17 protein-coding genes are annotated in these 18688 nt (G+C 35.3%); 3 read left to right on the plus strand and 14 right to left on the minus strand.

The features are described 5' to 3' along the window. Nucleotides 1-294: 294 nt before the first annotated feature. The 5 genes from A5816_RS09570 to A5816_RS09590 form a co-directional block, all read right to left on the minus strand. Nucleotides 295-1002: a DUF4767 domain-containing protein gene (locus A5816_RS09570; protein ID WP_086311233.1), complete on the minus strand. Its 708-nt coding sequence runs from the start codon at nt 1000-1002 to the stop codon at nt 295-297. Between the two features lie 243 nt (nt 1003-1245). After that, on the minus strand, nt 1246-1788 hold the full coding sequence (locus A5816_RS09575) for a ferritin-like domain-containing protein (protein WP_002375152.1): 543 nt from the start codon (nt 1786-1788) through the stop codon (nt 1246-1248). A gap of 4 nt (nt 1789-1792) precedes the next feature. After that, nucleotides 1793-2020, minus strand: a complete 228-nt coding sequence (locus tag A5816_RS09580) for a heavy-metal-associated domain-containing protein (RefSeq protein ID WP_002328330.1) — start codon at nt 2018-2020, stop codon at nt 1793-1795. 78 nt (nt 2021-2098) lie between these two features. Next, nucleotides 2099-3979 carry a heavy metal translocating P-type ATPase gene (locus tag A5816_RS09585; RefSeq protein ID WP_086311234.1) on the minus strand — a complete coding sequence of 627 codons (1881 nt, stop codon included), beginning with the start codon at nt 3977-3979 and terminating at the stop codon, nt 2099-2101. A 190-nt stretch (nt 3980-4169) separates the two neighbouring features. Then, the gene (locus A5816_RS09590) at nt 4170-4784 is read right to left on the minus strand and encodes a GNAT family N-acetyltransferase (protein ID WP_086311235.1); all 615 of its coding nucleotides are present in this window, start codon (nt 4782-4784) and stop codon (nt 4170-4172) included. Between the two features lie 141 nt (nt 4785-4925). Between A5816_RS09590 and A5816_RS09595 the strand changes: the two genes are divergently transcribed. Beyond that, nucleotides 4926-5486 (plus strand): TetR/AcrR family transcriptional regulator, encoded by a 561-nt coding sequence (locus tag A5816_RS09595; RefSeq protein WP_002326412.1) that lies wholly within the window; start codon nt 4926-4928, stop codon nt 5484-5486. 176 nt (nt 5487-5662) lie between these two features. Here A5816_RS09595 and A5816_RS09600 read toward each other — a convergent pair whose 3' ends face one another. The 5 genes from A5816_RS09600 to A5816_RS09620 are packed head-to-tail and all read right to left on the minus strand — an operon-like array spanning nt 5663 to nt 10850. Next, nucleotides 5663-8245 (minus strand): family 78 glycoside hydrolase catalytic domain, encoded by a 2583-nt coding sequence (locus tag A5816_RS09600; RefSeq protein WP_086311236.1) that lies wholly within the window; start codon nt 8243-8245, stop codon nt 5663-5665. A 47-nt stretch (nt 8246-8292) separates the two neighbouring features. Then, nucleotides 8293-9117: a PTS system mannose/fructose/sorbose family transporter subunit IID gene (locus A5816_RS09605; RefSeq protein ID WP_002307836.1), complete on the minus strand. Its 825-nt coding sequence runs from the start codon at nt 9115-9117 to the stop codon at nt 8293-8295. After that, a complete protein-coding gene (locus A5816_RS09610) occupies nt 9114-9929 on the minus strand; it encodes a PTS sugar transporter subunit IIC (protein ID WP_002307834.1) in 816 nt (271 codons plus the stop codon). The genes A5816_RS09605 and A5816_RS09610 overlap by 4 nt, the downstream gene beginning before the upstream one ends. A 3-nt stretch (nt 9930-9932) precedes the next feature. Next, a complete protein-coding gene (locus A5816_RS09615) occupies nt 9933-10415 on the minus strand; it encodes a PTS sugar transporter subunit IIB (RefSeq protein ID WP_086311237.1) in 483 nt (160 codons plus the stop codon). Then, a complete protein-coding gene (locus A5816_RS09620) occupies nt 10416-10850 on the minus strand; it encodes a PTS sugar transporter subunit IIA (protein ID WP_086311238.1) in 435 nt (144 codons plus the stop codon). Nucleotides 10851-11151: 301 nt separating this feature from the next. Here A5816_RS09620 and A5816_RS09625 point away from each other — a divergent pair, with 301 nt between their 5' ends. Continuing rightward, a complete protein-coding gene (locus A5816_RS09625; protein ID WP_086311239.1) occupies nt 11152-13914 on the plus strand; it encodes a sigma 54-interacting transcriptional regulator in 2763 nt (920 codons plus the stop codon). Between the two features lie 197 nt (nt 13915-14111). Here A5816_RS09625 and rlmH read toward each other — a convergent pair whose 3' ends face one another. Next, nucleotides 14112-14591, minus strand: coding sequence for a 23S rRNA (pseudouridine(1915)-N(3))-methyltransferase RlmH (gene rlmH, locus A5816_RS09630; protein WP_002287841.1), 480 nt, complete (start codon nt 14589-14591; stop codon nt 14112-14114). Between the two features lie 427 nt (nt 14592-15018). On the opposite strand from rlmH, the gene A5816_RS09635 reads away from it, so the two are divergent. Further along, nucleotides 15019-16308, plus strand: coding sequence for a S1C family serine protease (locus A5816_RS09635; RefSeq protein ID WP_010731809.1), 1290 nt, complete (start codon nt 15019-15021; stop codon nt 16306-16308). 161 nt (nt 16309-16469) lie between these two features. Here A5816_RS09635 and ytpR read toward each other — a convergent pair whose 3' ends face one another. The 3 genes from ytpR to A5816_RS09660 all read right to left on the minus strand — a co-directional run bounded on the left by ytpR (nt 16470) and on the right by A5816_RS09660 (nt 18553). Continuing rightward, complete coding sequence (ytpR, locus tag A5816_RS09645) at nt 16470-17075, minus strand: YtpR family tRNA-binding protein (RefSeq protein ID WP_002374324.1); 606 nt, start codon at nt 17073-17075, stop codon at nt 16470-16472. A 671-nt stretch (nt 17076-17746) separates the two neighbouring features. Then, complete coding sequence (locus A5816_RS09655; protein WP_002292633.1) at nt 17747-18211, minus strand: universal stress protein; 465 nt, start codon at nt 18209-18211, stop codon at nt 17747-17749. Between the two features lie 21 nt (nt 18212-18232). Further along, nucleotides 18233-18553 carry a thioredoxin family protein gene (locus A5816_RS09660; RefSeq protein ID WP_002292632.1) on the minus strand — a complete coding sequence of 107 codons (321 nt, stop codon included), beginning with the start codon at nt 18551-18553 and terminating at the stop codon, nt 18233-18235. Nucleotides 18554-18688: the final 135 nt, after the last annotated feature.

Here is an 18688-nt window from a genome sequence, read left to right on the forward strand (position 1 = left end):
CATTGTATCATTTTATCTAAAGAAACTAAAGGTGCAATTTTCTAAAAATTCTAATAATACAATTGGCAATTCATGCTCTTGCAACATTCAATTTTAGTATTGGAGGGTTTATTCAATCCCTAAAGAAGTCGAGAGAAAACTATTTATCGTTATATTATTAAAGTTATCCAAGTAAAACGTAATTAAGATGAAGGATGAAACTAGAAATTTCATCCTTCATCTTAATTCTTAGACATAGCAATCAATTAATATTTTCCACTGAGACTCTTTTTTCTCTCACTCTCACTGGTTTACTTACCCATAAACGATTTGATTAAAGCCATTTTTCAATTCATTATTCGCTGTCTCGTTGAAGTAAAGATAATTATCGGGATTCCCCTGATTTTGTTGTGTCACCAATACTTTTGGCTGATTTTGCTGAAACCCGAATAGATAGACGTGCTTTTTCAGATATGGTTCTGTCTCTGCATCGGAATAGACGGCTGTGATTTGATAATCTGCTTGACCTGTCCCACTTTCTGACCATTCTGCAGAAACAGGCACTCCACCAATAGCCATCTTCCACTCCCCATTCAAAATAGCTTGAGGAACTTTAAGACCATATAAGTCCACACTCATTTGATTCGTATAACTTTTGTATTGTTGTCCCATTGTTTGGCCCCATGAGGTCATAAATGCCTCTAATTGTGCGGCTTTGTCTGCATTCCACAGTGTTTGTTCGACTTGTTCGCTGCTTTCTGAAGAGGAAGATGAAGCCTCTACAGAAGAACTTGAAGTAGATGTTTGAGTTGTTTCAGTCGTTTTGGAAGACTCTGACGAAGTAGAGGTATCTACTGTTTCTGTACTTGTTGCAGTTGACTTGCTCTCTGTGCTAGTCGTTGTAGTAGTTGCAATTGTTGTTTTCGCTGTTTCTTTTGTTGATTCTTTTCTTGGATCATTCCCGTTGGTACAACCAGCTAACAAAAAAGCTAGACCCATTGTTAATAAAATCCTTTTTTTCAATTAAAAAACTCCTTTCGATTACTCCCCCACTTCTTTATTCTATCAAATAAGCAATGTGATTTTATTGATTTGTTGTATTTTCTCATCCATCTTTTAAACCATTTAAACACTAAGAAGCACCCGCTGATGTCTTATAGACAACATCAGCGGGTGCTTCTTTTTATTTTATTTTTAAGACAAAACTTCGTGTTTTTTTCCTGTTTTTCTCACACTTTATATTTGTATTTGAAGAAACATAGACTTTTAGTCATCATCGTCTTCCTCATCCAAATCTTGTCGGACAGTTTTTCCTTGGAGTCTTTGTACTTGGTAGATGATTTCTTTATTGAAACTTAAAAGTTCAACAAGCAATTGTTGCAAGCCATATTTTTCTTCTTTTTCAGCTAACTTGATTGCCCGTGTGATAAAGACATTTTGGAAATCAAAATCTTTTGCAAAGTTTTCCAACATTGTTGAAGCTGGTAAATATTTGTTTTGACCATGTTCGTAAATTTTTCCATAACGCATGACTTCTTCTAAAGTAGACGGAACGATTTCATTATCAATCACTAACTCATGAGAGATTTTATTGAACCATCTCGCTTCTTGATCAGCATATTCCGAAAAAAGGGTACTTAATTCTTGCGAAGATGTACCCAAAACATACAATTGTGCTTGGATCAATTTCATTTCTTCTAATTTAAAATTTGCTAATACATGCCCCACCATGGCGCCAGCAGTTGGTTTATGATGGTCGATATCTGCTTGTTTTGTTTCTTGAGCAAATTTTTCTTCCACTATATTCATTGATTTACGCCTCTTTTACTTTTGTTGATTGGACTTCATAACCTAATTTTTCCACAACTGCAGCTAATTGTTCAGGGTGGACTTCATCTGGATCAAAGTTTGCTTTGATTTTGCTTGCATTAAACAAAACTTTCGTATTGCTTACCCCAGGCTGTTGAGAAACCGCATGTTCGATTTTTTGCATACAGCTTGGACAAGCTAGTGTATCTAATTGCATAATAATTTTTTTCATCGTAGTTCTTCCTTCCTTTTTCTTGATAGTCTTATTCTAGATTACAGCTTCCATAAAAAAATTGATTCTTATCAAGTTTTACGATTTTTCTTCTTTGCTTTCGTGACCAAAATACAATAAACGCATCGCGTTAAAGATAACGATCAAGATACTAGCTTCGTGAACGAACATCCCACTAGCCATGTAAATAAACCCGGCAAATAAGCCGATGAGTAAAAATAAGACGACACCAATGGCAATCACTACATTTTCACGGGTATTCAAAACAGTTTTCTTAGCCAAACGGTAGGCATGAACCAACGATCCAAAACTAGATTGCATCAAGACAACGTCACTCGTTTCGATAGCGACATCCGTTCCTGATCCCATAGCAATCCCGATATCAGCCGCAGCCAAAGAGGGAGAATCATTGATTCCATCTCCAATGAAAGCAACGTGCAATCCTTGTTCTTGGTATTTTTTCACAAATTGAACCTTTTCGTCTGGTAATAATTCAGCATGGACTTCATCAATGCCTAACATATCAGCTACATAATCAGCAGTCATCTGATTATCACCTGTCAGCATCACTAACTGTTTTGCTCCTGCTTGTTTCAACTTAGCTAATTGTTCAGCGACTTCTGGTCGAATCACATCTGACACACCAATGATTTGAGTGATTTTTTTGTCGATTGCTACAATAATGACTGAGCTGCCTGTTTGTTGTAATTGATGTAAATCTTGTACTTGCTTTGGTGTGAGAGAAAGTTTGTGAGCGGCAATCAATTTGGTGTTGCCCGCACAAACTGCATGACCATCAATCTCAGCTGTGATTCCTTGTCCCTTGATCGTCTGATTATCTTTGACTGCTAATTGTTGAAAATCAATGTCTTTCTCCTGAGCATAATGGATCACGGCGCGCCCCAGAGGATGATCGGATAACGTTTCTAATCGAGCCACTAAAGCTAAGCTGCCCTCTTCATTCTCTGTATAGTTCTTGATAGTGGATACAGCAGTAGTTCCTTTGGTCAATGTACCGGTTTTATCAAAGACAAAAGTATCGGTTTTGGAAAAAGTATCCATTGCTTCACCGCCTTTGACTAAGATGCCCCGTTTTGCTCCATTACCGATTCCTGCTACATTCGAAACAGGCGCACCAATGACTAAAGCGCCAGGACAACCAAGAACCAAAACAGTGATTGCTAAACGAAAATCACGACTGATCAGACCAACAAGCAACGCAATAAGTAAAACGGTTGGAGTATAATACTGAGAAAATCGATCAATGAATTTTTCTGCATGGGATTTGGTATCTTGTGCTTCTTCTACTAATTCGATAATTTTGGCAAAGGTCGTATCATCTCCAACCTTAGTTGCTTCGATCGTCACATAGCCATCTGCTAAAATCGTTCCAGAAAATACGTCATCTCCACTGATTTTGACGACTTGTCGTGATTCACCCGTCACTGCGGCTTCATCCGCATACCCTTTCCCGTCAATGACTCGTCCGTCCACAGGAATAGCTCCACCAGTTTTTACTAAGACGATATCGCCTTCTTCCACGTCATCGATTTCCACTTCTTCGGTTGTTCCATCTTCTTGGACAACGCTGGCAGTCGATGGGGCCATCTCGGTCAAAGCCTTGATTGATTCCCGCGTTTTGGTCAATGTTTTTTGTTCCAGATAACTACCAAACAAAAACAAGAATGTAACGATAGCTGACTCCTTGTATTCTCCGATCATAAAGGCACCAAGCACAGCAATAGTAACGAGTAAATCAATTGAGATAACTTTGACTTTTACTGCCTGATACGCATGGATCATAATAGGTATGACCGCAATAATAGAAGCTATGGCTAGAGCAATGTTATAGAACAAGACAAATCCAGTAAATTTTCCGATAAAACCAAAAATAATCAACACAGCTGATAAGGCGGTAATATGATTTCGATGCTCTTGGATCCACTTTTGAAATTTCATTTTTCTCCCTCTTTTCCTTTTCGTTCTTACGAGACTAAGTATAGATACTTATCCATCATAAAAAATTGACCACTATCAAGTTTAGTCAAAAAGGCGGTTTTCTTTTGGCAGAATACACTACAAAAAAATAGTTAGCAAGAAGACTCACTAAAAGTGTTCTTGCCAACTATTGTCGATTCTATCGAAATTTTCATTGAATGATTTTCCTGTACAGCATACATCGGAGATCTATTTCTTTATCTAAGATTTTTATCTTGCTAATTTTTTCCTTTAGTCTTTCAAATCCACGTCGTTCATAGAATTGATACGTACAGCCACTATCTGTAAAAAGGAATATTTCTTTTCCTTTCTCTCTTTTTTCAAATTCTGTTAGCAACTTGGTGCCGATGCCTTTTATTTTCAAATCAGGATTTGCAGCTAAAAAAATGATCTCTCCATCTGGCGAATGCTTTTTTAAATATGCTGCAAGCATTTGTTCATTTGCTGTCTCGTAAGCTCCTTTACTTTCTTTAGCAAATATATTTTGTAAAAAATCGAATATCTTAACATATATTTGCTGTCCAAAAGAACGATGTTTCTTTTTTTCTCCTTTCATCTCCGCCAGCAAAACACCTGCCAACTCGTCCTCTGCATACAAAGCAAGAATTTGAGTAGCTCGATTCAACTCCATATACAAAAAATATCTTCCGTAAAGATTCAGCAGAAGTTCATTTCCCATATATCTCTCAAAGTTCATTCCTTCAACAGCAAAATAGATCGCTTTTTTGTAATCTTTCTTTTCTAAGGGTTTAAAAGTTAGTTTCATCATTTCGCCTCCTTAACTTCAATGATTGTGTTATACTTACATTATAATAGACACAGTGTCTACTATCTATAATCAATCATCTATAAGATTGTCGATTAAGCGACAGCTTTGCTTTGATATGTCGGATAAGGAGATAGGTAAATGAAAAAGACAGATAGACGCGTCAAAAAAACAGAAAAAGCTTTGGCTGAAGCACTATCCACATTATTAGTAAATAAAAAGATTCAAGCAATCACTATACGCGAGCTAACAGAAACGGCAGACGTACATCGTTCGACTTTTTATACACATTATAAGGATATCTATGATCTATATGATCAATTAGAAAGCAACTTTTTTCGGGATCTAACTGAAATTCTCTCTTATGATCCAGCCCATAGCTATGAGGAACTATACACTCGCTTGATCGACTATGTTTACGCAAATACTTTTTTATATCGCTTGTTTATCCTCAACCATGGTGATATTTCGTTTCAGAAGAAAGTTAAACAAGTTATTGAAGAAAACTATCTGAGCATATGGCTATATGAAGACAAGAAAACGATTATCACAGAAGAAATGAGATTCTTCACTACGTACCACGTCCAAGGTTGTCTATCCGTTCTCAATCGGTGGGTAGAAAGCAATTACAAGTACTCTAAAAAAGAATTATTAGAACTCTTACAGAAACTGAATGATCACATAGAGAAAATCATGCCTTGAATAAAAAAGGCTGTGACAAAAATCTTGTCGCAGCCCCTTTTTCCGGTAATAATAGATGAAAAAATTCTTGAAAAACTATGCTGTTTTTCGAATTTTTTTATAAGAGTGAAATATATTTAGTTGCTTCAACCATACAAATTTTGTAACAAAAATAATGATTGTACACTATTACTTAATTATCTTTTGATGGCTTCAATTAACCAACTGCTATCGATGATTGTTTTCGAGTTTACTTTAAATTCTTTTGAGAATCTATAATTAATAGTTGAAGGAATCTGGGCTTTTATCATCGTTTTTTCTTGCGTTTTTTTCCATCCTATTCCAATTTCTCCATGAATCGTTCTTAAAGTCCCTTCTGCAAATTCTATATCATCAGGAATATAAGGATCAATTAATAAATCAGTAGACTCTTGTGTCTCTTGATCAAATTTGATTCCCAATAAAGCAGAGATAAACCACTGACTGTATGATGTGAACATAGCATGATTTAAAGAAGATCCATCCATTTTTTTAAAATACTCGCCCAACGCTCCACTATTATTAGATACCATAGAATAAAAACTTGGATAACTTTTCCTTGTGAGCCATTGATAAATTAAATCTTGATCATCTAGAATTTCATATGACCACGCCATGCCAAAAATCCCCATCTTAAAGACACCATCATCTTCCCTAATTTGGTTTTTGAATTTTTGTAATAATTCTGGGAATTCTTTATCTAATCCAGCTTTGAGAGAAAAAATATAGCTTGATTGGCTGCCACCTTGAAAATAACCTTTAGAATTGTAATATTCCTTTATTAGTTTTTCTTTTACATACCTGATTTTTTCTTCTAACTTTTCTGTTTCAAAGCTCATTCCTTTGGTAAACACAGCTAATTTTTGATAGCTTTGCAATACTATTAAATACATTGCTGCTGAACAAAATTCTTTATCTGGCGGTGTTTCTTTGTTATTAATAAGAACAGTATCTACAGAACCCCAATCACCCAAACAACAATACTTAATGTACTCATAATCAAATTTCAAAAGATAATTCAGATGTCTATTCAAAGATACTGAAATTCTTTTGTCCTCAATAATGGACATTCCATAATATTTCATATATTTTAAGACAATGACCGGAAGCACTAATTGCCATCCTAACGAACCAGCGTTATTACTAGGTCCAAACGTCTGGATACCCATAAATGGAGCAGTTTGTGTTATTCCTCCTTCAAGGGTTTGATCGAAAATAAAATCAAGCAACACTTTTTTCAATAATTGTTCCGAATCAAATGAATAAATTTGAGATTCTATTAATGCGACAATATCTCCACCATATCCTAGTCTTTCACGAGCACAATCTTCATAATATGAACGGATATTATTCCTTTTGGTTTGAATCGCAATACGTTGAAGATCATTCAACAACTGATTAGAAGTATTGAATTCACTTGTTATTGTAAGATCAGCATAAGTATCAAATGCATGTAAATCATTGATATCAAAAATAGCGCATTCTCCCTCAACTTTCATATATCGAAATGAGTGATAAACATACATGTTTTCAAATGTCGTTTTACCGTCCCCACATAGAAACTGATCTTCCTGTATGATTGTATCTGATTCATTAATCCCCTGTTCCGGATCATTGATTCCATATATGCTTGTAGTTGTGGTAGAATAGTCCAATTCGGTTTGTGAATCATTGAGGCTCTCAGCATAATTAATTTTTATATTTTGTTTTTTTGAAGAAATAATTAAAGAAATCTGCCCTGAAATAATTTTTCCAAAATCAATCAAATAACCATATTTTGTTTTCTTTATTACATTTGGTTTTCTTTTTTTCAATCTTTTCGTTTTTGGTATAGTACTTGGCACAAGTTTTCCAGCTGGACCAACGATTTCCGTTACCCTCATATTTACTCGAGTAGTTGAATCAGGATTACTTTCCTCATTTTCAACAAACGAAACTCTTTCGCCAATATAAATATTGTCGAATAGAATTTTCCCTCCTTCAGCTAACCAATCATGATTACTCTCAACGATATTTCTTTGTTTGCCATTCGCCAATTCGCTGATTGAACAAATGAGCATTGGCTTACCAATGGAAAGGCGATGTCTCATGTTGTATTTCCCTAATAATTTCAACGGGGCAGGATTGTACCAACCATTTGCCAATTCTACTATAATTTCATTTGAACCTTCTTCCACAAAAGGATTAAGCTTATAAGTATCATAATACACTTGTTTACCATAGTTCGTTACATCTGAATTCAAATAGTAATCATCTATTCTTTTCCCATTGATATAAGTTGTATAGTATCCTAATCCACAAATATCTAAAAATAAATCTTTCTCTAGTCTCTCAACTATAAATGATTTTTTTAGAATAATAGATGGTCGATCTCTGTAATACATATTTTCTTTCTCAATAGGATTATCTTGTCTTGTAATCCAATGTGCGTTCTTCAAATTAGAGTTTGCGGAATAAAACGTTGTATGAAATTCTTGTATACTTTCTTCCCCCTCTATAATGATATGAAGCAAGTACTTTTTTCTTTGATCAGAAATAGTTGGAAACTTCACGTTGCTAAATTTTTTATTTCCTATCTCTTGTTTGAGAACGATATCTTGATCTTCGTTCATAATATATAACTGGGCTTTTTTTTGAATTATGTTTATTCGAGACCAATTTATTATAATCGATTCTTCTACATCCACAGCATAATTAGTATACTTTCCATTTATTGTTATTAAATCGGTACAATTTTCCATAACGCCTCCACATTATTCAATGACTTAAGAATTTTCTATGCAGATAATTACGCTAGAATTCCTATTATTGATAAAAAGATTCCAATTACCATAATCGAAACGATGATTGCTACAGCATTTTTTGCATTTCTTTTTTTAAGTAAATAATAGACAAGCAACGTGATAAGCAATGGGAAGAAATTAGGCATGATACCATCTAACATTTCTTGGATCTTTATGGTAGATTCTCCAACCGTATATTCGATAGGAATATTAATTTTCACAGTACTTACGATAAGAGAACCAACTACCATCATTCCGACCACATTTCCCATAGTAGCCAACCGTTTTAACATTTTATTGCCGTTTTCTCCTGTTAACAACGCAGATCCTTTTTCATACCCCATAAAAATTCCTTTATATTTTAAAGGCCAAATAGTCAAACTGAACAGTATGAAGAAAAGGATAGGACCAATTGGATTCCCTTCAATTGCTAGCCCTGAAGCAATACTCATGTATATAGGAACTACTGTCATTGCTAACAAGCTGTCACCTAAACCAGCAAAAGGCCCCATCAATCCAGTTTTCACAGCAATAACAGACTCTTTTTGATCCTCTGGTGTTTGTTCCTCCATAGCCATTGTTATTCCTAAAATCGGACCGTATACATAGGGGTTAGTATTGAAAAACTCTAAATGTCGCTTAATTGCAGCCACCCGTTCCTCCTTTGGTTTATCCCCATATATTTTTTTCAAAGTCGGTACTATTGAATAATATGCACCTAATGCTTGCATTCGTTCAAAGTTACTTGTAGCCATTAATAATTGAGAACGAAAGAATGCTTTTGTTAAATCTTGTTTTGTCATCTTTGATTGCTCATTTTCTATAATCATAAATCGTATACCTCCTCAATAGCTTCTGAATCATCATTTTTATTTGTGACAATTTCATTAGACGTTACACTAACATTTTGTGTTGAGTCCTCCCGATTTATCATTAGATCATATAAACCAGCTAAGCAAACTCCTATGATCGAGATAGCGATTGTTCCTAAATTCAAATATGCTGCAAATACAAAGCCAAGAAGCAAAAAAATCCACATATTTTTACCTAACATCATCATCAACAACATACCCATACCAACAGCTGGTATAATGCCTGCAGATACAGTTAGTCCGTCAAAAATTTGTTCCGGCACAAAATCCAAAACTGATTGTACTGCTGGTCCGCCAAAATATGCCGCTAAAAAGACAGGAACTGAACCAGCAATAAAACTTAATGGGATTCCTAAATAGTTATATCGTGCAACTTTGTCAAAATCCCCACTTTCCACTGCTTTCTCTGCTTTATGAAGAAAAACAATATTGACCGTATTCGTTAACATGATGATTTGTTGACACAACAATGCTGTTGGTACAGCTACTGCCAAACCAGTTGCTAAACCACCGCCTGTCATAATGGCAATTGCCACGCCAATTATCGCTCCTGTTGCTTCATTAGGTGGGATATATGCGCCGATTGCTGCATTTGCCAACCACATCATTTGAAGCGTACCACTAATTACCAAACCTGTAGTGATGTCCCCCATTATCACTCCTGCAACTGATCCAGCTAAAATTGCTTTTGGCGTTCCAGTCCACAGGGTTCTTTCATCAACAGTACAAATCCCAGCCCACACTGCTAACAATATGCATTGTATTAACATTTATTATCCCTCTCCTTCTATCAATTCTGATATATGGATTTCTTTATCTGATGGAATCATTTGAACGGATACTTTAACACCTTTGTTGCTAATATTGACAAGTGCTTGTTTTTCTCTCTCATTTAAAGAAATAGCCCGCGTGTACCTTGTACGAGTAGAGGTAAATTTCATGCCGCCAAGATTTAAATAATTAAAATGGACCCCTCCATTTAACAACGTCTCTACGTCTACAGGATTCGTTAATAATAATAAGGTTTTTCTTTTAATTGCAGTTTTTTGATAGATTTCTGCAAACTGTTCTACTCCGAATGTTCTTACAATGACATCTTGAGGTGCCATCATATCGAAAACTGATTTTTGAACAGGGTCATTTGTTATCGAATCATTAATAATCAAGATTTGTTCAATTCCTTTTTGTTTTACCCAAGTTGTGACGACTTGGCCATGTATTAGACGATCATCAATACGAATCAATTCAATTGCCATCTACAATCCCTCCACTTTTTCGATTATTGGTTTTGGTGTTTCTATCTGTTTCCAACTATAAGACATTAATTCATTCATTTTCTCCATCACATAGTCAGGTGCCTTTTCTCTAAAATTAGACAATTCAAGCAGAATCCCTAGATTGAACCCTGCAAAAGCATAGTAATCCTTTCTTTGGTATTTCATTAAAATCATCGCGGCTGCATTACTAGGTGTTCCTCCAAAAATGTCACATAAAATAAGCAGTCCATTAGTCGTATCAAGCTCTTCTATTTTCTCTTCAATTTTAATTACAAAATCAGCTAAGCTCATTCCTGGAAATAACGAAACCACACTTGCATTACTAAAATCACCTTGTATCATTTCTAAACTATTTAGTGCTTCTTTAGCAAAAAAACCATGACTTGCTAAAATAACTCCCATCTTCTTACTCATCAAATGCCTCCCTTCAATAAAAAACAAAGCAAAACTCGTGCCATTTTTTAATTTATTGAAATCTAGACAATTCTAAAAAGAAAAAATGCACATGTAATACGCATAATAAAAATATTGGACTTTCACGTACGTAATGATACAGATAAATACACAAAAAACATTTTTTCTAACTAAGATTTAATAAAATTGGTATAAATAATCGAACACTATCTTCAAACGCCACTCTCAGCTTTTTCCATAAGTATTTAAGTGTATTGATTTTTATATTAAAGCGCTTTATATTAATGGGAGGAGGTATTTTATGAAACGAATAGACAAGGTACACCATTACTGCACCGCTTACACAGAAAGCCTTTCAAAAAAAATTTTATTAAATGATACAGATATTGGTATAACCGCAAAAGAAGTGTCTTTGGAATTAGATATTTTAAGAAATAATGCTTCTTCGGATCTAAACAAACTCATGAAGCAGGACAAATTATTAAAACTATCAGGAAAACCAACCAGATTTCTATGTAAAAAAATACTCTGTCAAAGACTAAACCTTCGTTATATAGGAGAGACAGAAATAAATTCCATACAAGAACTCATGAAAGATAACTACTCCTCTAAAAAAATTCATCCTTTTGATTCGTTGATCGGTGCAAATAAAAGTTTACAACCAGTCATTCAATTAGCAGAGGCAGCAATCAATTATCCTCCAAGAGGGTTACATATGATGATTTTTGGAGAATCAGGGACTGGCAAAAGCTTGTTAGCTGAAAAAATATTTGATTATGGAAAACAAGAAAATATTTTCAACGAAAAAGCAAATTTTTCTGTTCTTAATTGCGCCGACTATGCAAGCAATCCGCAATTGCTGCTAAGTCACTTATTTGGAAATGTCAAAGGAGCATACACTGGAGCAGATGCCGATAGAGTAGGATTGATAGAAGCTGCTAATGGAGGAATTTTGTTTCTTGATGAAGTCCATCGCTTACCTCCAGAAGGACAGGAGATGCTTTTTCAATTTATCGATAAAAATCAGTTCTATAAACTAGGTGATTCTGTCAATAAGCGCTACGCTTCAACATTGCTGATCACGGCAACTACAGAGCCTCCGAATTCAGCATTATTAGAAACATTTAAGCGTAGAATCCCTGTCATGATCCAACTTCCAAACTTTCAAGAAAGAAGCATTTCCGAAAGATTGGATCTCATATCATTCTTATATAACAAAGAAACAGAACAAATTGGTTCTCAAATAACCGTACAGCCAGATGCGATTCAAGCATTACTAGCTTATACTCCACTAGGAAACATCGGTCAATTGAAAAGTGACATTCAATTATCTGTAGCTCGTGCTCTATTAGAAAAGAAAAAAAACAATTCAAAAGAAGTTCTGATTACGCAAGACTTCTTTCCACCTACAGTTTTATCATCCTTAATAAAAATAAATCTAGCTGACAAAAAAGAGATTGAAACGATTGTTGGCGTAAAGCCATTTGTTTTTGATACCACGTTGGATGAAGACAGAAAAACAATCGCCAACTATGATTTTGTAAATTTTTTTACTAAGAATTATTCAAATAACACCCGTTCAATTACACAAGCATTTAATGATTATTCACAAGAAATCGCTAAAGAGCGATTGCGAAATGATCATTTCACCTTTTTATTGAACGATGATATAAAAAGCATTGTTTTATTGATATCAGATATTTTATATAACACCTTGGGCATTATCCTAGATAAAAATGTCAGTACTGCTTTTGCTTTATATATTCACAGCCATACTCAACAAAACGATATATTTTTCAGCCAGATCAAAACAACAGAGAAGCTATCTGCTAATGTTATGCTAGTTACACGTAAAATCGTCAAGCAGTTAGAACAAAAAAAGAAGATCATTTTTTCTCAAAATGAAATCCATTCATTGAGTCTTATCGTTTCTTCCATAGTAGAAAATAAAACAAATAGTAAAAATGTCAGTATTCTTGTATGTGCCCACGGCGAGCGCGTCGCATCTGAAATTGCACATACTGTGAATAGTCTTCTTTCCAAAGAAATTATTGTCCCTGTTGACATGCCTTTACACAGTACACCAAAGCAAACTTATGATGCCATAAAAAAAACGATAGCTGACTTTGAATCAACAGAGATCATTATTTTTGCTGATATGGGATCTTTAGTAAATTTTGAATCTAATCTAAGAAAAGAAACCCAAAAAAGCATTTTTATCATTGAACGAATTGATACATTGATAATATTAGAAGCTGCTAAAAATACAGAATTTTTATCTATGGGACTACAATCTACTATCAATAATATTTTAGACATTGATAATCGTAGAAATACTTTACTTAATAATAAAATAGTTTCCAAATTCAATAAGAGAAAAAGCAAAATCATCTACACAGTTTGTCAAACTGGAGAAGGAACCGCCCGATTTTTAGAAGAAAACATTAAATCATTATTGAAAGAATTAAAAATATTTGATGTTGATGTACAATCAATTAGCGGTCATAACGGAACTTCAATACGAGAAACCATGCTACGTTCTAAAGATATAGAAATCATAGCAATCGTCGGGACTGTAAATCCAAAAATCAGCTATGCTCCTTTTGTTTCTCTAGAAGAAATTGTTCTTCATGATGGGTTAGATAAGGTACTTTGTCATCTTACAACTGAAGAACAACAATCAAAAAAGGGTAGCAGCCACTCATTCACAAGAAATATCGTTTTTGATATGGGGATTGAAGCAGTGGACAAATATCTCTACTTATTAGCTGGGAATAAGATTCAAAAAAGCTTAATGGATTTTATCCAAGAATTGGAATGTACTTTCCACAAAAAATTCACTCATTCCATTCTTTTAAAACTTTTGATTCATACAGCGTGTCTAATTGAGCGTACATTGATAAACGGTCATGAACTTAAAATTATATCAGAAGATGACACAAGGCCTTCTCATGAACCAATTTTTCATGTAAAAAAGGCCTTCAAAAATATTGAAACAGAATTTGGGATCACTATTTCTTATGATGAATGTTTCTTTATCTATGATATTATCACATCTAAATAACCCTTTGTTTTATGTAAACGAGTATTTTTTAAACTTATTGTTTAAGAGTGATAATATTCCACCCTAACAATTAAAGGGAGACAATTAAAAGTTTGTCCCCCTTTTTGCTGACTATTTTCAATATTAGTTAAGAAGAACCGTATCCTTCTCATATCACAATTGAAACTTATTTATTATAATTTTTTTCAATGGTATTTTTATTTATGATACGGCGCCCCCGCATTGATCCGGAAAGCACGGTAGATTTGCTCGACGAGGATCAGACGCATCAATTGATGTGGATACGTCATTTTGCCAAAAGAGATCTGAGCATTGCTTCTTTTCATGACGGCTTCGCTGAGTCCTAAAGAACCGCCGATAACAAAAACAAGGTGGCTTTTTCCTTGGATACCTAATTGGTCGATTTGTTTAGCAAAAGATTCGCTTGTGGGATTTTTCCCTTCAATTGCTAAGGCATAGACGTATTCTTGTTCTTTGATTTTCGCTAAGATCCGTTCTCCTTCTTTTTCTTTTACTTGTCTCATTTGCGCTTCGCTTAAATTCTCCGGGGCTTTTTCGTCAGGAACTTCAATCAATTCGATTTTTGCATAGGCATTCAGCCGTTTGACATACTCATTGATACCCTGGATCAAGTATTTTTCTTTTAATTTTCCTACTGAAATAATTTTGATATTCATATTTTCTCTCCTTTGATCTTCACGCTCACTTTGTTTATTATAATCAATTTTTTCGTCTATATGTTTATTTTGGCTATTTTTGTTAAAAAGATTTCCCCAACAGTTATGCACAACATCCACAGGTTTATCCACAGAAAACAGTGTTATTTTACCTTATTTCATCACATTTATTAGGCAAACATACGTTTTATAAGAATTTATCCACTTTATACACAGGCTGTGGATATGTTTTATCCCTTATTTTTCCAATTCTATCCGCGTAGTTTTACACAGTATCTGTGGAAAAAGAAAATCAAATATTTTCATCTGAAAACAATGATTTTTCCTAAAGTTTTTCATAAAAAGTTCACAGTCTCAAAGTAGACTAAAGTCAACAAATAAGACTATACTAACAGTAGATAAATGAATGTAATTGGAGGAGGAACACATGGATAGAAAAAATGTGACACCAAAGATGAAAAAAAATAAAAATAATAGCCTCTGGCGTAAGTTAGGTCTGGGGCTTGTTGGAGGGATCGTTGGAGGACTACTGACAGCTGGCATTTTTTATGCAGCGATGGGCACTGGCAACAATAGTTCTACTGCTACAAGCGGCAATCAGAATTCTGCCGGTGAAACAGTTGTGGAAAATGTCAAAGTCAATGTAGATTCTGATATCACCAAAGCGGTAGATAAAGTTCAAGACGCTGTCGTTTCTGTTATCAACTTACAAAGTCAAAACCAATCAAGCGGTTTTGGCGGACTATTCGGGCAGCAAGAAGAAAGTAGCAGCTCAGATGATAGTAATTTGGAAGCTTATAGCGAAGGAAGCGGCGTGATCTACAAAAAAGACGGGAATACTGCTTATGTAGTCACAAACAACCACGTAGTAGATGGACAGCAAGGTCTAGAAGTCTTGATGAAAGACGGTACGAAGGTAAAAGCTGAATTAGTTGGAACAGATGCTTATTCAGATTTAGCGGTGTTGAAGATCAATTCAGATAAAGTCGAAACGGTTGCCTCTTTTGGTGACTCAAGCGCTCTGAAGGTTGGTGAACCTGCGATTGCGATTGGTTCCCCATTAGGATCTGAATATGCGAATTCTGTCACTTCAGGAATCATTTCTTCCTTGAACCGACAAGTAACAAGTACGAATGAATCGAACGAAACAGTCAATATCAATGCGATCCAAACAGATGCAGCGATCAACCCGGGAAATTCTGGTGGTCCTTTAGTGAATATCGAAGGACAAGTTATCGGTATCAACTCAAGTAAGATCGCAAGTACTTCTGAATCTACTTCTAACGTAAATGTAGAAGGAATGGGATTTGCCATCCCAAGTAACGATGTAGTGAATATCATCAATCAACTGGAAAAAGACGGAAAAGTGACACGTCCAGCTCTAGGTATCACAATGGTCGACTTATCTGCCGTTTCTACTCAGCAACAAGAACAAATCTTGAAGATTCCTTCATCTGTAACTAACGGGGTCATCGTGACAAATGTCCAAACAGCTACACCGGCTGAAAAAGCTGGATTGAAACAATACGACGTCATTACTAAGATCGATGACAAAGAAGTTTCTTCTGGTGTAGAACTTCAATCTGCTTTGTATAAGAAAAAAGTGGGAGATTCTGTCAAAATCACTTACTATGAAGGCTCGAAAGAAAAAACAACTACTGTTGAATTGACGATCGATCAATCGGCATTAAAACAAAATCAAAATAGTGAAAATTAATAAAAAAGAGGTTGTGACAAGTCTTTGTCACAACCTCTTTTTTAAATGGTGTTCTTCTACCAACTCCTCGGTCACAAGTCACAATATTCAACAAACATGAGAAGCTGTTTTTTGAAATTGCTCCTTGTGACTCAGAGTGAAAAGGCAGACTCACAACCTCTTTATTTTGGAAATGCTTCTCCGACTGCGGCATCCTCAGGCAATACTAAAATTCCTTTTTTCTCTGGAGCATTTGGCAAATGCAATTCACGAGCGGAACAGATCATTCCATAGCTGTCTACCCCTCGCAAAGTTCCTGGCCAGATCATCATTCCATCCGGCATCATGGCTCCTGGTTTTGCAACGACAACTTTTTGTCCAGCTTCGATATTTGGTGCACCGCAAACGATTTGCAATACTGTACCATTGTCTACTTCTGTCTCAGTAATCGATAAATGGTCAGAGTCAGGATGTGGAACGCATGTTTTGACATACCCGACAACGATCTTCGGTTCATGGTCAGCTTCAAGCTGTTCTTCGAATCCTGCTTCTTTGATCAATCGATTCAATTTCGCTAATTCTTCATCTGTTAAGCTTACTTGGCCGTTCCCTTCGATTGTTAGATGATCGGAGATATGGAAAAAGTTCCAAGCAACAACTTGACCTTGTTCATCTTTGATCCGAGCAACATTCCATTTACGTTCAACAGTGTTTTCTGTTCCTTTATCGTCGGCTATGATAACCATCAAAGTGTCTCCGACGTGTGCTTTGTTATAAGCAAAAATCATGTTCTTTCCTCCATTATCCTTTGCTGAGATTTATCTTAACAAAAAATTGCATTCACTGCATGAGATTTTTTTCATGCTTTATTTCCTAGTTTTCACAAAATAGAAGAGACTGTAACAGAAGTGGGCAGCTTCAAGAAATAAGAAGGAATTTACGAAAATTGCTTCTCGAATTTTTGTGAAATTTCGGCTTATTTTTCGAAGAAGCTACTTCTGGCACACCGTGTATCAGAGGTTGTGAAAAAGCTGCCCTGCATCAAGTAATAAGAACAGCCAAATAAAAATAGCTCCTCATATTTTTCGTTTGGTTGGGCTTATTACCGCAGATGCAAGCTTTTGAACACCGTTTAAGGAAGAGGTTGTGAAAAAGTCGCTTAGTTTCGAGTATTAAGAAAAATTTTGTGAAAATGGCTTTCCACATTTTTGCATAAATTTGGCTTAATACCGAGAAACTGGCTTTTGAACACCGTTTAAGGAAGAGGTTGTAAAATCAGCGGTTTGACCTGAGTATTAGAGAAACAAACGGCAAAATAGCTCCTCCTATTTTGCCGTTTTTTGAGCTAATACCGAAGGTCAGCTGATTGAACACCATTTATTCGTAACAAGGGACTGTGACAAGACTTTTGTCACAGTCCCTTTACTGTTTTTAAAAAGGTTATACAAGTTCCACTTGCTTAATTACTTGGCTGTTCTTCTTCGTCAGAAACGATCAAGACATCACAAGGTGAATGACGTATGACGTAGCTGGCTACACTTCCTGTCATAAAGCGTTCGACTGCATTTAGTCCAGACTGCCCAACCATGATTAGATCGATTGCATATTTTTTTGGCAATTTGACTGCCATGGATTCACGAACAGAGCCGTAGGCAATAATTCCTTCTATATTTGTGTAATCAACAGATTTCCCATATTCTTTACATTCTTCGATCATTTGCTTGGCTGTTTCAGTTTGCTGATCGACTAGATTTTGATCAATAGGAGCATAGCCCATAAAGTTATAAAATTGCTGATCGATTACGTTTGCTACATATACTTTCCCATTATTACGGCGAGCCACTTCTACCGCTTTTTTGAAAGCAGCAAGTGCTTGTTCACTACCGTCGATACCTACTAAAATGTTCTTATATTCTTGATTCATCTTGACCCCTCCTAACAGATGTCAGCCTTTTATTACACTTTCTAGGAACGATTCGATTTCCTGTTTTGTTTTACGATCTTTATTCACTAGACGACCTAATTCTTTTCCGTCTTGGATCACGACAAAACTTGGGATACCAAAAATGTTCCATTCAGCGGCTACATCTATGTACTTGTCACGGTCTACTTCAATAAATTGCCAATCAGAAAAGTCATTTTCGATTTCAGGCATTTGCGGTTTGATAAAACGGCAGTCTCCGCACCAGCCGGCAGTAAAGAAAAATACACTCTTTCCAGTTTCTACGTAGCCTGCTAATTCTTCTAAACTATTTGGGATAATCATTCTTTGTCCTCTACTTTCTCTTTATGTATTTTTCAATTAAATTATACACCTTTCTTACGAACTAACAAACATTGATCCTCTTTTTATAAAAAAAATCTGACAAAAGGTTTCTTTTGCCAGATTTTATAGTTTCAC

This window comes from Enterococcus sp. 3G1_DIV0629 (assembly GCF_002141285.1).
In the GTDB taxonomy this organism is placed as follows: Bacteria; Bacillota; Bacilli; order Lactobacillales; family Enterococcaceae; genus Enterococcus_B; species Enterococcus_B lactis.